The organism is Rhizobium sp. SAFR-030 (genome assembly GCF_059415005.1).
Genome location: NZ_JBPFDO010000003.1, coordinates 285,782 through 303,880, shown reverse-complemented (window position 1 = coordinate 303,880; position 18,099 = coordinate 285,782). Strand labels below are relative to the sequence as shown.

14 protein-coding genes are annotated in these 18,099 nt (G+C 65.2%); 8 read left to right on the top strand and 6 right to left on the bottom strand.

Annotated elements, in window-relative coordinates:
* Positions 1 to 54: 54 nt before the first annotated feature.
* Together ACR65N_RS10975 and ACR65N_RS10970 are read right to left on the bottom strand one after the other, a co-directional pair.
* Positions 55 to 3,210, bottom strand: a complete 3,156-nt coding sequence (locus ACR65N_RS10975) for an efflux RND transporter permease subunit (RefSeq protein WP_440457029.1) — start codon at positions 3,208 to 3,210, stop codon at positions 55 to 57.
* Positions 3,207 to 4,397, bottom strand: coding sequence for an efflux RND transporter periplasmic adaptor subunit (locus tag ACR65N_RS10970; protein WP_440457028.1), 1,191 nt, complete (start codon positions 4,395 to 4,397; stop codon positions 3,207 to 3,209). Before ACR65N_RS10970 ends, ACR65N_RS10975 begins: the two co-directional genes overlap by 4 nt.
* Positions 4,398 to 4,651: 254 nt before the next feature.
* Here ACR65N_RS10970 and ACR65N_RS10965 point away from each other — a divergent pair, with 254 nt between their 5' ends.
* A complete protein-coding gene (locus ACR65N_RS10965; protein ID WP_440457027.1) occupies positions 4,652 to 7,156 on the top strand; it encodes an ATP-dependent helicase in 2,505 nt (834 codons plus the stop codon).
* Between the two features lie 25 nt (positions 7,157 to 7,181).
* On the opposite strand, the gene ACR65N_RS10960 is transcribed toward ACR65N_RS10965, so the two are convergent.
* Positions 7,182 to 7,637 carry a winged helix-turn-helix transcriptional regulator gene (locus ACR65N_RS10960; RefSeq protein WP_440457320.1) on the bottom strand — a complete coding sequence of 152 codons (456 nt, stop codon included), beginning with the start codon at positions 7,635 to 7,637 and terminating at the stop codon, positions 7,182 to 7,184.
* Positions 7,638 to 7,777: 140 nt separating this feature from the next.
* Between ACR65N_RS10960 and ACR65N_RS10955 the strand changes: the two genes are divergently transcribed.
* The 3 genes from ACR65N_RS10955 to ACR65N_RS10945 all read left to right on the top strand — a co-directional run bounded on the left by ACR65N_RS10955 (position 7,778) and on the right by ACR65N_RS10945 (position 10,862).
* Positions 7,778 to 8,536 (top strand): SDR family oxidoreductase, encoded by a 759-nt coding sequence (locus ACR65N_RS10955; RefSeq protein ID WP_440457026.1) that lies wholly within the window; start codon positions 7,778 to 7,780, stop codon positions 8,534 to 8,536.
* Positions 8,537 to 8,641: 105 nt separating this feature from the next.
* Positions 8,642 to 9,643: a zinc-dependent alcohol dehydrogenase family protein gene (locus tag ACR65N_RS10950; protein ID WP_440457025.1), complete on the top strand. Its 1,002-nt coding sequence runs from the start codon at positions 8,642 to 8,644 to the stop codon at positions 9,641 to 9,643.
* 73 nt (positions 9,644 to 9,716) lie between these two features.
* Positions 9,717 to 10,862 (top strand): amidohydrolase, encoded by a 1,146-nt coding sequence (locus tag ACR65N_RS10945; protein WP_440457024.1) that lies wholly within the window; start codon positions 9,717 to 9,719, stop codon positions 10,860 to 10,862.
* Between the two features lie 9 nt (positions 10,863 to 10,871).
* Here the strand turns inward: ACR65N_RS10945 and ACR65N_RS10940 are convergent, their stop codons facing one another.
* Positions 10,872 to 12,239 carry a DUF2778 domain-containing protein gene (locus ACR65N_RS10940; protein WP_440457023.1) on the bottom strand — a complete coding sequence of 456 codons (1,368 nt, stop codon included), beginning with the start codon at positions 12,237 to 12,239 and terminating at the stop codon, positions 10,872 to 10,874.
* Positions 12,240 to 12,526: 287 nt separating this feature from the next.
* Positions 12,527 to 13,753 carry a YeeE/YedE family protein gene (locus tag ACR65N_RS10935; protein WP_440457022.1) on the bottom strand — a complete coding sequence of 409 codons (1,227 nt, stop codon included), beginning with the start codon at positions 13,751 to 13,753 and terminating at the stop codon, positions 12,527 to 12,529.
* Positions 13,754 to 13,941: 188 nt separating this feature from the next.
* Between ACR65N_RS10935 and pncA the strand changes: the two genes are divergently transcribed.
* The 3 genes from pncA (at position 13,942) to ACR65N_RS10920 (ending at position 15,717) form a co-directional block, all read left to right on the top strand.
* Positions 13,942 to 14,568, top strand: coding sequence for a bifunctional nicotinamidase/pyrazinamidase (gene pncA / locus ACR65N_RS10930; RefSeq protein WP_440457319.1), 627 nt, complete (start codon positions 13,942 to 13,944; stop codon positions 14,566 to 14,568).
* 133 nt (positions 14,569 to 14,701) lie between these two features.
* Complete coding sequence (locus tag ACR65N_RS10925) at positions 14,702 to 15,415, top strand: AzlC family ABC transporter permease (protein ID WP_440457021.1); 714 nt, start codon at positions 14,702 to 14,704, stop codon at positions 15,413 to 15,415.
* A complete protein-coding gene (locus ACR65N_RS10920) occupies positions 15,412 to 15,717 on the top strand; it encodes an AzlD family protein (RefSeq protein ID WP_440457020.1) in 306 nt (101 codons plus the stop codon). Before ACR65N_RS10925 ends, ACR65N_RS10920 begins: the two co-directional genes overlap by 4 nt.
* A gap of 25 nt (positions 15,718 to 15,742) precedes the next feature.
* Here ACR65N_RS10920 and ACR65N_RS10915 read toward each other — a convergent pair whose 3' ends face one another.
* Positions 15,743 to 17,572, bottom strand: a complete 1,830-nt coding sequence (locus tag ACR65N_RS10915; RefSeq protein WP_440457019.1) for an aminopeptidase P family protein — start codon at positions 17,570 to 17,572, stop codon at positions 15,743 to 15,745.
* Between the two features lie 244 nt (positions 17,573 to 17,816).
* On the opposite strand from ACR65N_RS10915, the gene ACR65N_RS10910 reads away from it, so the two are divergent.
* Positions 17,817 to 17,990: a hypothetical protein gene (locus ACR65N_RS10910; protein WP_430303969.1), complete on the top strand. Its 174-nt coding sequence runs from the start codon at positions 17,817 to 17,819 to the stop codon at positions 17,988 to 17,990.
* Positions 17,991 to 18,099: the final 109 nt, after the last annotated feature.

Here is an 18,099-nt window from a genome sequence, read left to right as displayed (position 1 = left end):
AGCGCGGGAGAGCCGCCCGGCGACCTCTTCGCAGCAATCACAAGGGCTTGTCGGTCACTCTGCCGCCAGCAGTGGCGGCTTTGTCTCTTCGTTGGCGGCCCGGTTGGCGGCCCGCTCCAACTCGTCCTCGAGACGCTGCTGCTCATGCGCATGGGGCTTTGCGAAGCGGGCGAGCAGCAGATAGGCGACGGGCGTGATGAACAGCGTCACCAGCGTCGCCAGTCCCAGTCCGCCGACGATCACCCAGCCGAGCGCTATGCGCGCCTCGGCGCCGGCGCCTTGTGCGAAGACCAGCGGCACGCCGCCGAGGATCGTTGCGATCATCGTCATCATCACCGGCCGAAGCCGGATCCTGCAGGCCCGCTCGATCGCATCGCGCACCGCCACGCCGCGATCACGCAACTGGTTGGCGAACTCGACGATCAGGATACCGTTCTTGGCCATGACCCCGACCAGCAGCACGAGACCGATCTGGCTGTAGACGTTGAGCGTCGAGCCGGTGACCAGCAGCGCTATGACGGCACAGGCAAGCCCGAGCGGAACCGTCGTCATGATGATCACCGACGACAGGATGCTCTCGAACTGGGCGGCCAGCACCAGGAAGATGATGGCGATGGCGAAGCCGAAGGTGACCGCCATTCCGCTGGAGTTTTCGCCGAGCGTCTTGGCCTCCGCCAGCGGCATCAGGCGAGCGCCAGCCGGCAGCAGCGGCTGGGCAAGCGCCTGAACCTCTTGGAGCGCCTGCCCCAGCGACACGCCATCCTTGAGGCTTGCCGACAGCGAAACCGCGGCAAGCTGCTGTTCGCGGTTGAGGCGCGGCGCGACGGCGCCTTCCTTCAGCGTGGCGATGGTCGACATCGGCACGACCTTGCCGTCGCCGGTGCGCAGGAAGATGTTTTCGAGATCGGTCGGATCGTTGAGCGGCTGCGTCGAAGACAGCAGCTTGACCGGCAGGGCCTCGCCATCGACGAACACGTCAACCACCGACCGGCCTTCGAGCAGCGCCTGCATCGCGGCCGACAGACCGGTAATGTCTATGCCGAGGTCCGATGCCCGCTCGCGGTCGATCGAGACCGAAAGCTGTGCCTGGGTGGGCTCGTTGTCGAGACGCGGCGTGTCGAAAGAGCCGCTGCCCTCCATCGCCTCGACCAGCTTGATGGCAGCAGCCGTCAGGCTCGCATGCTCGTTGCCGACCAGCGCCACCTGCAAGCCGCTACCGGCACCGCGAATGCGCAGGCTGTTCGACTGGATGGCAAAGCCGCGCACCGCCGGCACGCGGGCCGTCGCCGCGTTGATGTCGGTGACGATCTGGTTCTGCGTGCGGGCACGCTCTTCCCATGGCGCCAGTGTCAGCACCATGAAGCCGCTGTTGGTCGAGCCGTTCATGCCCGAAACCGAGAAGATGTTGCGGATCTCGCCGGAATCCACGAGCGGCTGGAGGTTTTCCTCGACGCGCTTCAGCTGGTCCTGCGTGTAATCGAGGCTGACGCCCTGCGGCGCGGTCAGCCGCATCATCACCATCGAGCGGTCTTCCATCGGCGTCAGCTCGTTCTTCACCAGCCCGAAGGCGGTGAAGGCGGCAAACGAGAAGAACAGCGAGAAGGTGATCACCACCAGCGGCGCGTTGAGGCAGAACCGCAGGCATCTCGCATAGGTGCTGGCGAACAGGTCGCCGAAGCTCGACAGCCAGCCTTTCGGCTCGCTCATCGGCTTGGTCAGCATTCGCGACGCCAGCATCGGACAGAGCGTGAGTGCCGTCACCGAAGACAGAGCCACGGCGAAGGCCAGCACGAAGCCGAACTCGCGGAACAGTCCGCCCAACTGGCCAGGCAGGAAGGACAGCGGAATGAAGACGGCCGCCAGCGTCGCGGTGGTTGCCAGGACGGCAAAGAACACTTCCTGGGTACCCAGGACGGCGGCTGCGCGTGGGCCCATACCTTCCGACCGTCGCCGGACGATGTTTTCGAGGACGACGATCGCATCGTCCACCACAAGCCCGGTGGCCAGCACGATGGCCAGCAGCGTCAGGATGTTGATTGAGAAGCCGACGAGATAAATCGCCGTCAGCGTACCGATCAGGGCAACGGGCATGGTCAGCGCCGGGATCAGCGTCGCCCGCCAGTCGCGCAGGAAGAGATAGAGAACCACCACGACGATCATTGCCGACAGGCCAAGCGCCAGCTCGACCTCGTGCAGTGCGCCTCGGATGAACACCGCGTCGTCGGAGGTGATGACGACACGCGTGCCTTCCGGCAGCGCCGCCTGCAACTCGGCGACCGCGGCTGCGACGCCCGTCGAGATGTTCAGCGTGTTGGACTGCGCCTGGCGGATGATACCGAGGCCGACGCCCTGCACGCCGTTCGACCGCAGTGTCGTTGTCCCCTCATCCGGACCCAGCATGACGCTTGCCACGTCGCGCAGACGGATATTGTCCTTGATCAGGACGTTCTCGAAATCCTGCGGCGTCGACAGGTTCGCCGTCGCGCGAACGACGATGTCCTGGGTGCGACTGGTCAGCGATCCGGCTGGAACGTCAAGTGCAGCGCTGGAGAGCGCAGTGATGATATTGGCCACCGTCAGGCCGCGGCTGGCCAGCGCCCCCTGATTGATGTCGACCCGGAAAATTTTTTCCTGGTCACCGTAGAGCTCGACGTCGGCAACGCCCTCGACGGCCGCCAGCCGGTCGGTGATCTCGTTGTCGACCAAGAGCGTCAGGTCTTCCATCGACAGCGTCGAGGATGTCACCGCTAGCCGCATGATCGGCTGCGAATCCGAGTCGGCCTTGATAATGCGCGGCTCGTCGGCATTGTCGGGGATCTGGTTGGACACCCGGCCGATGGCATCGCGCACATCGTTGGCGGCAACCGCAAGATCGACCGTGTCGCTGAATTCCATCGTCACGCGGCTGGAGCCGAACTGCGATTCCGACGACAGCGTCTTCAGGCCGCTGACCCGCGCCACCGCGCCCTCGATCACCTGCGTCAGTTCCTGGTCGACGGTCTGCGGAGCGGCGCCGTCATAGGTAGTCCGCACGGTGATCACCGGCTGATCGACGTCGGGAAGCTCCCGCACCTCGACGCCGACGAAGGCGGCAAGACCGGCCACCACCAGAAGCGTGTTGATCACGGCCGCCAGGATCGGTCGGCGGACGAAAAGCGCGGTGAAGGTCGATTTGGCTGCGTCGGGCGTCGTGTCCGTCGTATCGCTCATGTCCGCTCAGCCTCCGCCACCTGCTGCGTCGCGCCCTGGATGCGCACCGGCTGGCCTTCACGCACACGCTGAAGGCCTTCGGTCACGACCAGATCCTTGTCGTGCAGGTCCGCATCGACGAGCACCGTGTCTGGATTGCGCTGAACGATATTGACGCGCACCTTCTTCGCCTTGTTGTCGACCACCTGCCAGACATAGGAGCCGTCGGCATCCCACTGGACCGACAGCGGATCGACTGCCGGATAGCTATCGCCGGGAAAGCGCATGGCGACGCTGAACGACATGCCGGCGCGCAAAAGGTCTCTGTCGTTGGCAATGCGGGCCCGCACGCGGATGGTCCGGCTGGCAGCATCGACGCGGTTGTCGATCGATTCGATCGTGCCGCTGAACATCTCCCCGGCCCGCCCGACCGATGTCGCCTCCACCGGCATGCCCGGACGCAGCGACGTGACGAAGCGCTCAGGCGCCCAGAAGTCGACGAGGATCTGCGACCGGTCGTCCAGCATCACCACGGTCGTCTGCGTCGTTACGTTGTCGCCGACATTGACCGCGACGATGCCGGCGATGCCGTCGATCGGCGCGACGATGTCGCGGCGGCGCAGGTTGAACTCGGCGGTGCTGAGCGCCAGGCGTGCCGACTTCTCGGCGATCTGCGCATCGAGCACATCGAGCCGCGGCATCGACTGCAGGTTCTTGTAGGAGTTAGACTTCTCGACCGCGCTGCTCAAGGTGACCTGCGCCTTGTCGCGCTCGATGAGCTGTTCCTCGTCATCGAGACGGGCCAGCACATCGCCCTTCTTCACGGCCTGGCCGGCCGCCACGCGGATCTCTTCGATCGTCCCGGCTGACTGCGGCATGACGACGACCGACTGGATCGCCTCGCCGCTGCCGATGGCCGACAGCCGGTCGTTGACGGTGCCGGTCACCACAGGCACGGCGACGACGAGCGTGCCGCGTCCGCTGCCGCCCTGGCCACCACCCTGTCCTGCGGACTGGCTGCCGCGGCCGGCGCCCTGTCCGGCCGGCGCTTCGGCGGCCGGCGCTGGAGCATGCACCAGCGCCACCAGTTGCTGCGGAACACCGAAGCGAACCAGGGTCGCACCGGCGCTCGGGCTGATCAGCAGCCAGACGAAGACACCGGCCATCAACACTGCCAGGCTGAGCAGCAACTGCTTCCAGATTCGCATTCACAACTCCGATTGGGGGGAACGACACGTGTCCCAAGTATCCTGTGTTACGAATGGAGAGGCAACATTGGATTGCCAACCTTGCCGAATTGTAACGTTGCGGCGAAAGCAAGCGCATCGGCCTGTTGTCGGTGCCGAACAAAGCGGCAGCTGCATTGCCGGTTCCCGGTTTTTGCTGCGGGAAAGGCCGGATCTGGAATAAAACCAGAACATCAACTATGGCCTTGTTCTACCGGAATCATTAGATTGGCCGCATGACGAACAGTTTCGACGACATTCCGTTCTTCGACGAGGAACCGGATCACACGCCCCGGCAGAAATCCGGCCAGGTGCAGGCCCAGTCCGCGCCGCCTCACCCCGCAGGGCTTGGCATCGCGGCACGGGCGATGGCGGCGCGCGACCAGAAGAGCGCCGGCGACTATCTCTCGGGCCTCAATCCGGAACAGCGCGAAGCGGTCGAGACCGTCGACGGGCCGGTGCTCGTGCTGGCCGGTGCCGGCACGGGCAAGACGCGCGTGCTGACCACCCGGATCGCCCATATCCTGGCGACCAACCGCGCCTATCCCAGCCAGATCCTTGCCGTCACCTTCACCAACAAGGCGGCGCGCGAGATGAAGGAGCGCATCGGCGTTCTGGTCGGCGGCGCTGTCGAGGGCATGCCCTGGCTCGGCACCTTCCACTCGATCGGCGTCAAGCTTCTGCGCCGCCACGCCGAGCTTGTCGGTCTTCGGTCGGATTTCACCATTCTCGATACCGACGACGTGATCCGCCTGATCAAGCAGTTGATCCAGGCCGAGGGCCTGGACGACAAGCGCTGGCCGGCCCGCCAGTTCGCCGGCATGATCGACGGCTGGAAGAACAAGGGGCTGACGCCGAAGGATATTCCGGAAGGCGATGCGCGCGCCTTTGCCAACGGCAAGGGCCGCGAGCTCTACGCCGCCTACCAGGCGCGCCTGAAGACGCTGAACGCCTGCGATTTCGGCGACCTGCTGCTGCATCCGATCGACCTTTTCCGTCGCCATCCGGACGTGCTGAAGGATTATCACCAGCGCTTCCGCTACATCCTCGTCGACGAGTACCAGGATACCAACACCGCCCAGTACATGTGGCTGCGGCTGCTGGCCCAGCGTCCTAAGGACGTCGCGCAGAACGTCTGCTGCGTCGGCGACGACGACCAGTCGATCTACGGCTGGCGCGGCGCCGAGGTTGACAACATCCTGCGCTTCGAGAAGGATTTTCAGGGCGCCCGCGTCATCAAGCTGGAGCGCAACTACCGCTCCACCGAGCATATCCTCGGCGCCGCCGGGCATCTGATCGCCCATAACGAAGGGCGCCTCGGCAAGACGCTGTTCACCGACCGCACCGATCCGGACGACGAAAAGGTCATCGTCCACGCCGCCTGGGATTCGGAAGAAGAAGCCCGCGCCGTCGGCGAAGAAATCGAGCGGCTGCAGCGCGGTGACGGCAATGGCGTCAAGCACAAGCTCAACGACATGGCCATCCTCGTGCGCGCCTCGTTCCAGATGCGCGAGTTCGAAGACCGCTTCGTCACGCTCGGCCTCAACTACCGGGTGGTCGGCGGCCCGCGTTTCTACGAGCGCCTCGAGATCCGCGACGCGATGGCCTACTTCCGGCTCGTTTGCCAGCCGGCCGACGACCTCGCTTTCGAGCGCATCGTCAACACCCCGAAGCGCGGCCTCGGCGACACCACCATCCGCACGCTGCACGACTATGCCCGTGCCCGCGACGTGCCGATGCTGGCTGCCGCCAGCGACCTTATCGAGACGGACGAGGTCAAGCCGAAGGCCCGCAAGGCGCTGTTCGACGTGATTCAGAATTTCAGGCGCTGGAGCGAACGGCTTGAATCCACGACACATACCGAGCTTGCCGAGCAGATCCTCGAAGAGTCGGGCTATACCGACATGTGGAAGAACGACAAGTCGGCGGAAGCGCCGGGCCGGCTCGACAACCTGAAGGAACTCGTCCGCTCGATGGAGAGCTTCGAGAGCCTGCGCGGCTTCCTTGAGCACGTTTCACTGGTGATGGACGCCGAGCAGAACGAGGAAATGGATGCGGTCTCGATCATGACGCTGCATTCGGCCAAGGGTCTGGAATTCGACACCGTCTTCCTGCCCGGCTGGGAGGAAGGCCTGTTCCCCCACCAGCGGGCGCTCGATGAGGGCGGTCGCTCAGGGCTGGAGGAAGAGCGGCGCCTCGCCTATGTCGGCATCACCCGCGCAAAGCATCGTTGCCACATCTGGTTCGTCTCCAACCGCCGCATCCACGGCCTCTGGCAGTCGACCATGCCGTCACGTTTCCTCGACGAACTGCCGCCGGCCCATGTCGACGTGGCCGCCTCTGACAGTGGCTACGGCGGCTATGGTGGCGGGCGCGGCGGCTACGGCCAGTCACGCTTCGACAAGGCCGATCCGTTTGCCAACACCTATTCGACGCCCGGCTGGAAGCGCGCACAGGCCAACAAGACCGACGCCACCCGCGACAACTGGGGCACCCGCTCCGGCCATGCCGTGGAACGCATCGGCTACGGCGAAAGCGGACCGCGGACGAAGACCATCGACGGCGAACTGGTGGCGAAGTCGGTATCGGACACGCCCTCGGCCTTCTCCGTCGGCGACCGGGTCTTCCACATCAAGTTCGGCAACGGCAACATTTCGACGATCGAGGGCAACAAGCTGACGATCAATTTCGACAAGGCCGGCCAGAAACGCGTGCTGGACGGGTTCGTGGAGAAGCTGTGAGGAGCTTGGTCAGTCTGCGACGCGACTAAACTTCGGTAGTCAATTGCCACCGCTCAGGCGCAGCCGCCTGTAGCCTAACGCCCTCTTCAACCGCGTTACCTACCCCGCCCGCCCGCCCCGCGAACGCGGCGCGGGCGGCCTCGATCGTGGCGTGGTGTTTTTCGGCCCAGATCCAGACGCCGCAGAAGGCTTCGCCGAGGCTGTGGCCGAGGTCGGTCAGCGTATAGTCGACATGCGGCGGGATCACCGGGTGGACGGTGCGCGAGACCAGTCCGTCTCTCTCCATGTCGCGCAACGTCTTGGTCAGCATTTTTTGGCTGATGCCGCCGACATGCCGACCGAGCTCGGTAAACCGCAGCGTGCCGCGCGCCTCCAGCTCCTCGAGGATCAGCATCGTCCACTTGTCGGCCACCTGGCCGATGATGCCGCGCACCAGCTCTTCCAGCGCCGGATCGATCTCCTCGTCCAGATCCCGCGCCATGCCGTAACTTTTTCCGCCCGCAACAGCCTGGTTCACAGACACTCTCCTTATGGTGCGTATAGAACTTTCCGGTGCCTTCTTCCGGAAAGAGAGGATGCGCCATATCTCCTGTCTTTGCAATCATCTAGGAGATCGCGATCATGCAGACGACAGGCAACACCATTCTCATCACCGGCGGCGGCTCCGGCATCGGCCGCGCGCTTGCCGAAGCGTTTCACCGGCTCGGCAACCAGGTGATCATTTCCGGCCGCAGGCGCCAGACGCTGGACGAGGTCACGTCCGCCAATCCCGGCATGGCGGCACTCACCGTCGACATGACCGATGCCGACAGCATCAAGGCATTTGCCGAGGAGGCAGTGCGCGCGCATCCCGGCATCAACGTCGTGATCCATAATGCCGGCATCATGAAGCAAGAGACGCTGACCGCGGCGCCGGACTATCTGGCGGCCGCGGAAGAAACCATCGCCACCAATCTGCTCGGCCCGATCCGGCTGACCGCGGCCCTCCTGCCCCACCTGCTGAACCAGGAGAACCCGGCGATCCTCACCGTATCGTCCGGCCTTGCCTTCGTGCCGATGGCCGCAACGCCGACCTATTCCGCCACCAAGGCGGCGATCCACTCCTATTCGATGGGGTTGCGCCGTCAACTCGTGGAGACGCCGGTGCGGGTGATCGAGATCGCTCCGCCCTACGTGCAGACGACGCTGCTGGGCGAGCATCAGGCAAACGACCCGACGGCAATGCCGCTTAAGGATTTCATCGACGAGGTGATGGAGATCCTGACGACGCAGCCGAACGCCGAGGAAGTCATCGTCGAGCGCTGCAAGCCGCTGCGCTATGCGGCCGAAAGCGGCAACATGGACAAGATGTTCGAGATCGTCAGCGGCCTGCGCCACTGAACGGTGAATGGAGGCGCTCCGGCGCCTCCATATTACCCTTGCCCAGCACGGCTTCCCCGCTAGGTCATCCGGTGTGAACCGACCTGCCGACCGAGGAGCCTTGCCATGAGAGCCATCGTTACCGCACCGGGCGGACTGGACGCCCTGAAGCGCGTTGACCTGCCTGACCCCGGGCGCCCGGGGCCCGGAGAAATCCGCGTCGCCCTGCATGGCAGCTCGATCAACTACCACGATTATGGCGTGGCGAGCGGCAAGATGCCGAGCGACGGGCGCGTACTGCTGGCCGATGGCGCTGGCGTGGTGGAAGACGTCGGCGCCGGCGTCGATGAATTCAAGACCGGCGATCATGTCGTCTCTTGCTTCTTCCCGGACTGGCAGGATGGCCCGCCTCTCTCGGGCGGTTTCTCCCGCGTGCCGGGCGATGGCATAGACGGCTTCGCAACCGAATTTGCCGTCCGGCCGGCGACGGCCTTCACCCACGCGCCGAAGGGCTTTGGCCATGCCGAGGCGGCCACCATCACCACCGCCGGATTGACGGCCTGGCGGGCACTGGTCGAAGTCGGCAAGCTGAAGGCCGGCGACACGGTGCTGGCGCTCGGCACCGGAGGCGTCTCCATCTATGCCCTGCAGATCGCCCGGGCCATGGGCGCCCGCGTCGCCATAACCTCGTCATCGGACGAGAAGCTCGAGCGGGCACGCGCACTTGGCGCGGAATTTACCGTCAACTACAAGCGCCAGCCGGACTGGGGCAAAGAGATCCTGGACTGGACCGGCGGACGGGGCATCGATCACGTTGTGGAAGTCGGCGGTCCCGGCACACTTGCCCAATCCATCCAGGCAGTCGCCATGGGCGGCCGCATCACCCTGATCGGCGTCCTGACCGGCATCAGCGGCGACGTTCCGACCGCCGCCCTGATGGGCAAGCAGGCGATCCTCTCCGGTATCATTGTCGGCAGCCGCCGCCACCAGCAGGATTTCGTCCGCGCTCTCGATACGGGCATCCTCCGGCCGGTGATCGACCGGGTCTTTCCGCTGCAGCAGCTCGCTGACGCGTTTCGCTACGAGGAAAGCGGCGCGCACTTCGGCAAGATCGGCATCGAGTGGTAAGCGGGCGATTTGCCCGGCTTGCCCTTGCCGCGCTGCCCGGCTAGGTCTTGAACCTTCCACACGGGAGGCCACCATGTTCCTCAGCGATCAGGACGTCCTGGACATCACCGCCTGGCGCCGCAAGCTGCACGCCATGCCGGAGGTCTCCGGCGACGAGCACCGAACGGCAGCCGAGGTGGTGAGCTTGCTGGCCGCGACAGAGCCGGACGAGCTTGTTTCGGGTCTCGGTGGGACCGGCATTGTTGCCGTGTACCAGGGCAACGATCCCGGTCCGACGGTGATGTTTCGCGCTGAACTCGACGCGCTGCCGATCGAGGAGATCACCACGGTCGCGCACCGCTCGCAGATCCCCGGCAAGGGCCATATGTGCGGTCATGACGGCCATATGGCCATTCTTGCGGCCCTCGCCCGCGCGTTCGGCCGCCAGAGACCGACGAGCGGCCGCGTGATCCTGCTGTTCCAGCCGGCGGAAGAGAATGGCGTCGGCGCTGCAGCAGTGCTGGCCGATCCTCGCTTCGCCGCGCTCAATCCGGACTATGCCTTCGCTCTCCACAACATGCCGGGCATCGCCTTCGGACACAGCTGGATCAAGGCCGGACCGGCAAACTGCGCCTCGTGCGGGCTGAAGATCAAGTTGACGGGAAAGACGGCGCATGCCTCGATGCCGGAAACCGGCACGTCGCCGGCCCCGGCTGTCGCGGATCTCATCCCGGCACTGACGGCGCTGCGCACGGGTAGCCTCCAGTCGGATGATCTGGTGCTGACGACGGTTACCCATGTGAGCATCGGCGAACCGGCCTTCGGCATTGCACCGGGATCAGCAGAGGTTTGGGTAACGCTGCGCACTGTGTCCGACGGCGCCATGGCCGCGCTGCGCGCCAAAGCGGAAGCGCTCGCGCGCGAGGCGGCAGAGCGCCACGGCTTGCAGGTCGATTTCAGCTACCACGACGAATTCCGCCACTGCACCAATGATGCGGATGCCGTGTCGATCATCCGAGCAGCGCTCGATGGCGAAGGCCTGTCCCACGAGGCGGGAGAGACGTTCAGGGCTTCGGAGGATTTTGGCCGGTTCGGCGATAAGTTGAAATCGGCGATGCTGTTTCTCGGCGCCGGCGCCGGCTACGCGGCGCTCCACAACCCGGACTATGATTTTCCGGATGGCTTGATCCCGGTTGGTGCCCGCATCTTCATGCGCATCGCCAAAGATCTTCTGGGCTGACGACGGCTGTTAGCCGTCGCCCTTCAGGTAGTCGACCAGCGTGCGGCGACCGTCGCCACTCTCGGCCGTCGATGTCGCCGGCGATGAGCCGCGCGGGTTGATCTTGCGCAGCGCCGCCGTCGGCACGCTGCCGTCATGGCGATTGATAATGATCATGTGCGTGACGTCGCCACGCCGGAATGCCTTCAGGAACTTGTCGTAATTGGCGAATGCGACGCAGCCGTGAGAATCGCCCGGCGCGCTGCGCAGCAGGTAGGTGTGGGCCAAAAGGCCGGTGCGGCCAAGCGGTGCTACGCCGTCGGTCGGGGTCAGGCGGATGGCGGCGACGCCATGGAACGGCTTTTCGCGCATCGACAGCTTGTAGGTGCCGGGAGGCGTCGGCCCGCGCATCTTCACATGCGTGAACTTCGGATTGTCGCGCATGTTGCCGATACCTGAATGGGCCTCGAGCTTCTCGCCATTCGGCATGTGAACGACGCCGTTGGTGATGTCGTAGACAGCGATCTTGACGCCGCGGTCCGGCCACGGAACGGAGCGGGCCGCGCTCTTCATCGGATTTTCGGGGCGGGCATAGGCGAGCACCTTCGGCGCTTCGTCTTCGCTCTCGTCGGCAGCGTCCGCGGCGTCGGGCTTGGCATCCCGCGTCGAGGGCTTGGCAGCCGAAGGCGCAATGACCATAGCCAGCGCGTTGGACGGCGGCCGGGTGATCGGCAGCGGGCCGGCCATCGGCAGGCTGTCGTCTTCTGTCGGACCGACGGCATTGGCAACGGCCAATTCCGCCGGGCTCTGCAGATCGGCAATCTCCACCTCTCCGCCGTCTGCATTGCCTGCCGGCGATGCGTCCCACGCGGTCTCGGTCGGCGGCGCGACAAGCACGGTTTCCTGCATGGCTGCCGCCATCGCCACCTTCAGCTCGTCGGCGGTCGGGCGCTTGTCGGCCAGCGTGGCGAACTGCTTCTCGGCCTCGGCGCGCGCAAGAGCGAGCGCCAGCGACCCCTTGACGTTATCTTCTGCCGGACGACGCGCTTCCAGATGTGCGAGCGTTGCACCTTGCAAGCGAGCGGACTTGGGATCGGCAGCGGCGGTCAGGCGGGAGAATTTCGCGATGCGCAGCGCCCGCTCGCCGGCCGACGCGGGTGCGATGAGCGGCTTGAGGTCGAGCGAGGCACGCAGGTCGTGGGCGAAGGCTGCCGGCTTGAGCGAGCCCATGTTCTGGACGGTTGCCAGAGCACCGACCATCCAGCCACCGACCATCAGCGTCAGGCCGATGGCTGCGGTACCCTTCAAGAGCTTGCGCGGTGCAGAGACCTTGGCCGGCTGCGCGGCGCGCCTGGAAGACTTGGAGGCGGAACGTCTCGCCGCGATTGCCGATGCCATGATACGCGTCACCCTCTACCCGCTACTCGAACTTGCGGCGCTGACAAAGCTGCGCCGCACGGAACCTGTCGGCAGCGAGCGGACCGCAAGATGCGTGGCCCAGTCGTGTCTGCCGGATAGCTGATAGAATGACGAATTATGGTAACCAATGTGTTTACGCGGGCCCCCGTCGTGTCCGATTGCAAATATTAACCGAACCTGACGGAAGTTTAACCGAATTGCGGCGCTGGCGCGGCGCGGCCTTTAAAATGCCGCAGCCGCGCACTTTTTACGGGCGGAAACGTGTGTCAGCCGTCGTTGCGACGGATCGACGAACGCTCGAGGAAGAACCACGGCCGCAACCGGACGCCAAGCACATTGCCGGCAAACGCGGCGACCGCCCATAGATAGCCGTGCAGGCTGCCCGACGCGATCCCCGAAAAGTAGGCGCCGATGTTGCAGCCATAGGCGATGCGCGCACCATAGCCGAGCAGCAGGCCACCGACGACGGCGGCCAGCACCGAGCGCAACGGGATGTCCAGCGACGGGGCGAACCGGCCGGCAAGAGTAGCGGCCAGCATGGCGCCGGCGATGATGCCGAAATCCATGACCGATGTGACGTCCGCCAGCACGCTCTGCGACAGCGCCTTGGCGTTCCCCGGTGTCTGCCAGTAGGCCCACTGGGTCGGATCGATGCCGAACAGCTGCGCACCCTTGGCGCCCCACAGCGCGAAGGCGGAAGTGATGCCCCAGGGACGACCGGCAATCGCCAGCGTCAGGAAGTTCAGAGCCACCAGTGCCACGGCGCCGGCGACCAGCGGCCAGGGACCGCGCAGGTAACGCTGCCATCCGTGCCGCGGCGAGGACGGCGCCTGTTCAAGCGTCCCATGCCGGCGGCGTTCGACGAAGATGGTGATGGCTGCGATGGCGCCAAACAGGATGAGCGAGACGGCGATGCCGCCGGCTGCACCGAACAACTGAAAGAGCGACGTCGGCGGCACCGACGGCAGGCTGACCCACCAGTCGAAGTGGATGGTTCCGAGCAGCGAGCCGATGACGAAGAACAGCAGCGTCACCAGCATTCGGGCGTTGCCGCCGCCGGCGGTGAACAGCGTGCCCGATGCGCAACCGCCGCCGAGCTGCATGCCGATGCCGAACATGAAGGCGCCGGCGATGACGCCAATGCCGGCCGGTGAGATATTGCCGCGGACCTCGTTGCCGAACAGCGTGCCGTTGGAAAGCGCCGGGAAGAACAGGATCACGGCGAGCGCCAGCAGCAGCATCTGGACGCGCAGGCCGCGGCCTCTGCCGTCGGCGATGAAGACGCGCCAGGCCGACGTGAAGCCGAACGCCGCATGGTAGAGCGCAATGCCAAGGCCGCCGCCGATGAGGAAGAGCGCGCCATGCGCGGTACCATAGACGGCGCCGAGCAGCAGAGTGCCGAGAACGAGGACGACGAGTGCCACGAGGCCAGGCGCGCCCAATGGCGGGAGTTTCGGCACGCCGACGGCGGTCGAGGGTTGTGCAAAGGCCATAAGATGTCTCCTGGGATCTAACCTTCAGATAGAGCTTAAATGGCCACGCGGCGAGCAACCTCATTTCAATATCCGTGCCCAAGCCGGAATGCTGTTCTCCAAGAGCGTCGAAAGGATCGATCGGCGCTTGATCCTTCGCCGTCGGCTTGGCATCCTGTCCAGATGAGGTGCTACGCCTGGAGACGATGATGAAGGCCCTGCTGCTGATCGACCTGCAAAACGGTTTTTGCCCGGGAGGAAACCTGCCGGTGCCGGCCGGCGATGCCGTTGTGCCAATCGCAAACCGGCTGATCGAGGACGGCGGCTACGACCTCATTGTCGCGTCGCAGGATTGGCACCCGGCCAATCACGGCAGTTTTGCCTCGCAGCATCCGGGCGCCAAGCCGTTCGACACCGCAACGCTGTCGGGCAAGCCGCAGGTGCTCTGGCCGGATCACTGCATGCAGGAAAGTCCGGACGCGGAATTTCATCCCGAGCTCAATACCGACGCCTTCGATTACGTGCAGCAGAAGGGCGAAAATCCCGCCGTCGACAGCTATTCCGCGTTTCGCGACAACGACCACGCCGCCGTCACCGGCCTCGCCGGCTATCTGCGCGCACAGCAGGTGAGCGAGCTCGACATCTGCGGTCTGGCGACCGACTACTGCGTCAAGTTCTCGGCGCTCGATGCGCGGGAAATGCTGCCCGGCGTGCAGGTACGCTTGATCGAGGATGCCAGCCGCGGGATCGATCCGCAGGGCGTTACGGCAGCGATCTCCGAGATGCGCGACAACGGCATTGCCATCGTCACGAGCCGCGAAATTCTCGCCGACTGACCATCTTGGCTGCTGCGATCGGGTCTGCGTCAGGCCCCGCTCGCGCCCGCGCGCCATCTTCCGCGCGATTGTCGGAGGCGGCTTCCATCGCCATGCGAAAGGTCCTAAGTCTTGCCCATCAGGGGGCGACAGCATGCAGCAAAACTTCTTCTGGCAGGGCGCCAAGACGGGCCTTGTCATCGGCTTCTCGACCATGCCGTTCGGGCTGATCTTCGGCGCCATTGCCGTTGACGGCGGCATCACGCCGTTGCACGCGACGATGATGAGCGCGGTGATCTTCGGCGGCGCCAGCCAGCTGGTCGGCGTGCAGATGTTCGGCAGCCACGTGCCGGCCTGGCTGATCGTGCTGTCGGTGTTTGCCGTGAACTTTCGCCATGTCCTGTATTCGGCAGCCATCGCGCCGCACTTGCGCAGCTATCATTCGCTCACCCGGGCGCTCGCCTTCTTCTTTCTCACCGATCCGCAATTCGCCGAATCGGCCAAGCGCGTCGATAGCCACGGACGCGTCGAGCCAAGCTGGTATTTCGGCATGGCGACCATCGTCTACGCGCTGTGGGTGGGAAGCTCCGGCATCGGCGCGCTGTTTGGCGAAATGATTGGCGACCCTGCGGCACTGGCCATCGACGTGCTGTTGCCGGTCTACTTCCTTGGCCTGGTGCTCGGCTTCCGTCGCCGCCCGTTGTTTTCGATCGTGGTGCCGGTGAGCGCCGTGGCATCCATCGTCGCCATGCACACGATAGGCTCGCCGTGGCACGTCAGCGCCGGGGCACTTGCCGGCGTGATCGCAGCAGTGATCCTGCACCGCGACGTACCGGCTGCCGCCGCGACTGAGGAGGCAGGCCTGTGAGCGATCTTCAACTGACGCTGATCATTCTCGCGGCCGGGCTTGCGACCTATCTGACGCGCATTGGCGGCTTCTGGCTGATCAGTTCCATGCGCAGCATTCCGCCGCGCATGGAAACCGCTTTGAATGCCGTGCCCGCCGCCGTGCTGACGACCCTGGTGGCTCCATCCTTCTTCAACGGCGGCTGGGATGTGAAGATCGCCATGCTGGCGGCGCTTCTGCTCGGCCTTCGCCATCCAGGCCTGCCGCTTCTGGCGACAGGCTGGGGCGTAGCAATGCTGCTCCGCCACCTCGTTCTCGTGTGACAAGGCAAACTCTGAAGGCTGCGCCTCAGAGTTCCGCCGTCGCCCGGTCCAGCCAGTCGCGCACCTCCGGTTCGGAAATCATCGGCGTCAGCTTCTCGCGCACCGTCCGGTGATAGACGTTGATCCACGACAGCTCGTCTGCCGTCAGCAGATCCTTGACGATCAGCCGGCGGTCGATCGGGCACCAGGTCAGCGTCTCGAAGCCCATCATCGGCATGTCGCTGCCATCGATCGCTTCGAGCTCGGTGATGTAGATGAGGTTTTCGATGCGAATGCCGAACGAACCGGGGCGATAGTAGCCGGGCTCGTTGGAAAGAATCATGCCGGGCAGCAGCTCCTGCGTTGACAGGCGGGCGATGCGCTGCGGTCCTTCATGGACCGACAGATAGGATCCGACGCCGTGGCCGGTGCCATGTGCGTAGTCGGCGCCGGCCTTCCACAGGGCGATGCGCGCCAGCGGATCGAGATCGCAGCCCCGCGTCCCTTTCGGGAAGCGTGCGGCGGAAATAGCGATCATCCCCTTCAGGACCAGCGTGAAGAAGCGCTTCTGCTCCTCCGGGACCGAACCGACCGCTACCGTCCGAGTGATGTCGGTCGTGCCATTGACGTACTGCGCGCCCGAATCGACGAGGAACAGCTCGCCGTCGCGCACCGGCCGGTCTGTGTCGGTCGTCACCCGGTAGTGAATGACGGCGCCATGCTCGCCGGCACCGGAAATCGTATCGAAGGAGATATCCTTGAGCGGGTTCTGCAGGCTTTCCCCGGTGCGGGTCCGAAAACCTTCGAGAGCCTTTACCGCGACAATCTCGGTGATGCTGCCCGGCTGCTGGCTGTCGAGCCAATGCAGGAACGCCACCATGGCTGCGCCATCCTGCACATGCGCGTCCGCCGAACCGCGCAACTCGACGGCGTTCTTCACAGCCCGCGGCAGGCGGGCCGGATCCGTCGCTTCGACGACCACACCGCCTGCGCCCTCGATGGCGACGACGAGCGCCGCCGAGGTGGCATCCGCGTCGATCTGGATCTTCGCGCCGCCGGCAGCGATCTGCGACAGGCGCGCCAGCAGATCGGCCGGCGCCGACAGGCTGGCGAGCGCCGAGAGATGCGCCTTGGCGTCCGCGCCCAGCTTGCGTGGATCGACGAACAGTTCCGCTTCGCCATCGGCGGCGAGGATGGCGCGCGCCAGCGGATGCGGCGTGTGCGGAACGTCGGAACCGCGGATATTGAAGATCCAGGCGACGGAGGACGGATCGGCGATCAGCACGGCGGCGAGCCCCTTGCCTTCAAGGCCTGCGGCAATCTGGGCGATCTTTTCCGCCGCCGGCCGGCCGGCATGGCTGTCCTGCTGAACGGTGATGGCGCCCATCGGCTCGGCCGGACGGTCGCTCCAAAGTCCGTCGATCGGGTTGCCGTCGAGCAGCACGAGCGTGCCGCCGCGCTCCTCCACGGCCACCGTCAGCCGCTTCAGTTCGGCCGGGCTGTGCAGCCACGGATCCAGGCCGAGCCGCAAGCCCTTAGGTGCCTGCTTGGCGATCCAGGCATGCGGCGGTTCGCCGACCAGATCGCCGGGTGTGAAGGTCGCCGGATCCACCTGCTGAACGACCTGCGTCGTGTAGCGCCCGTCGACGAACACGATCGCCTGGCTGCGCAGGATCAGCGCCATGCCGGCAGACCCGGTGAATCCGGTCAGCCAGGCCAGCCGTTCGGCACAGGCCGGAACGTATTCGCCCTGGAACTCGTCGCCCCGCGGCACGAGAAAGCCGTCGATGCCAAGCGCATCGAAGCGTTCGCGTAGCGCCTGGACGCGCGCCGGACCGAACTGCGGAGACGAGGTGTTGTCGAACGACTGAAACATGAAGGGGCTTTCGATAGCGATTCCGGGAAAGGCACGATGTTAGCCAAAAATCGCGGCAAGGCCAGCACCCTGACCGGCCCTCAAGCCTGCGGAGTGTCGGTCAGCTTCGCGACGGGCCGCCCGAGACATGCGCCCAGAGCATGGCACGCCTGCCGCATTAACTCTGATAAGCCTGAATAAGAGGCACTATATTCAACCCATCGAGCCGACGGATGGTTGGCTCCCCGAGACAAGGATCGCTCCGATGGCAAATTCCTTCTTCCGCAATGCATTCGATCGCGTCGTCGCGGCGCGTGAACGTCAGGCAAGCCGCTATGTGAACGGCGCCCTGCTCTATCTCGACGACGAGCGTCTGGCAGCCCTCGGCACCAGCCGCGAAGAACTGCGCCGCAAGGGTGCGACCCGCTACCTGTTCTAAGACTTTGGCAGCGGCCCGGCTTCCAACCTGCCGGGAGACAAGAGACGTTCAAGGCGGCCCGCTGGTGCCGCCTTTTCTTTTGCCCGCGCCCTTGGCCGATCGCCTACCC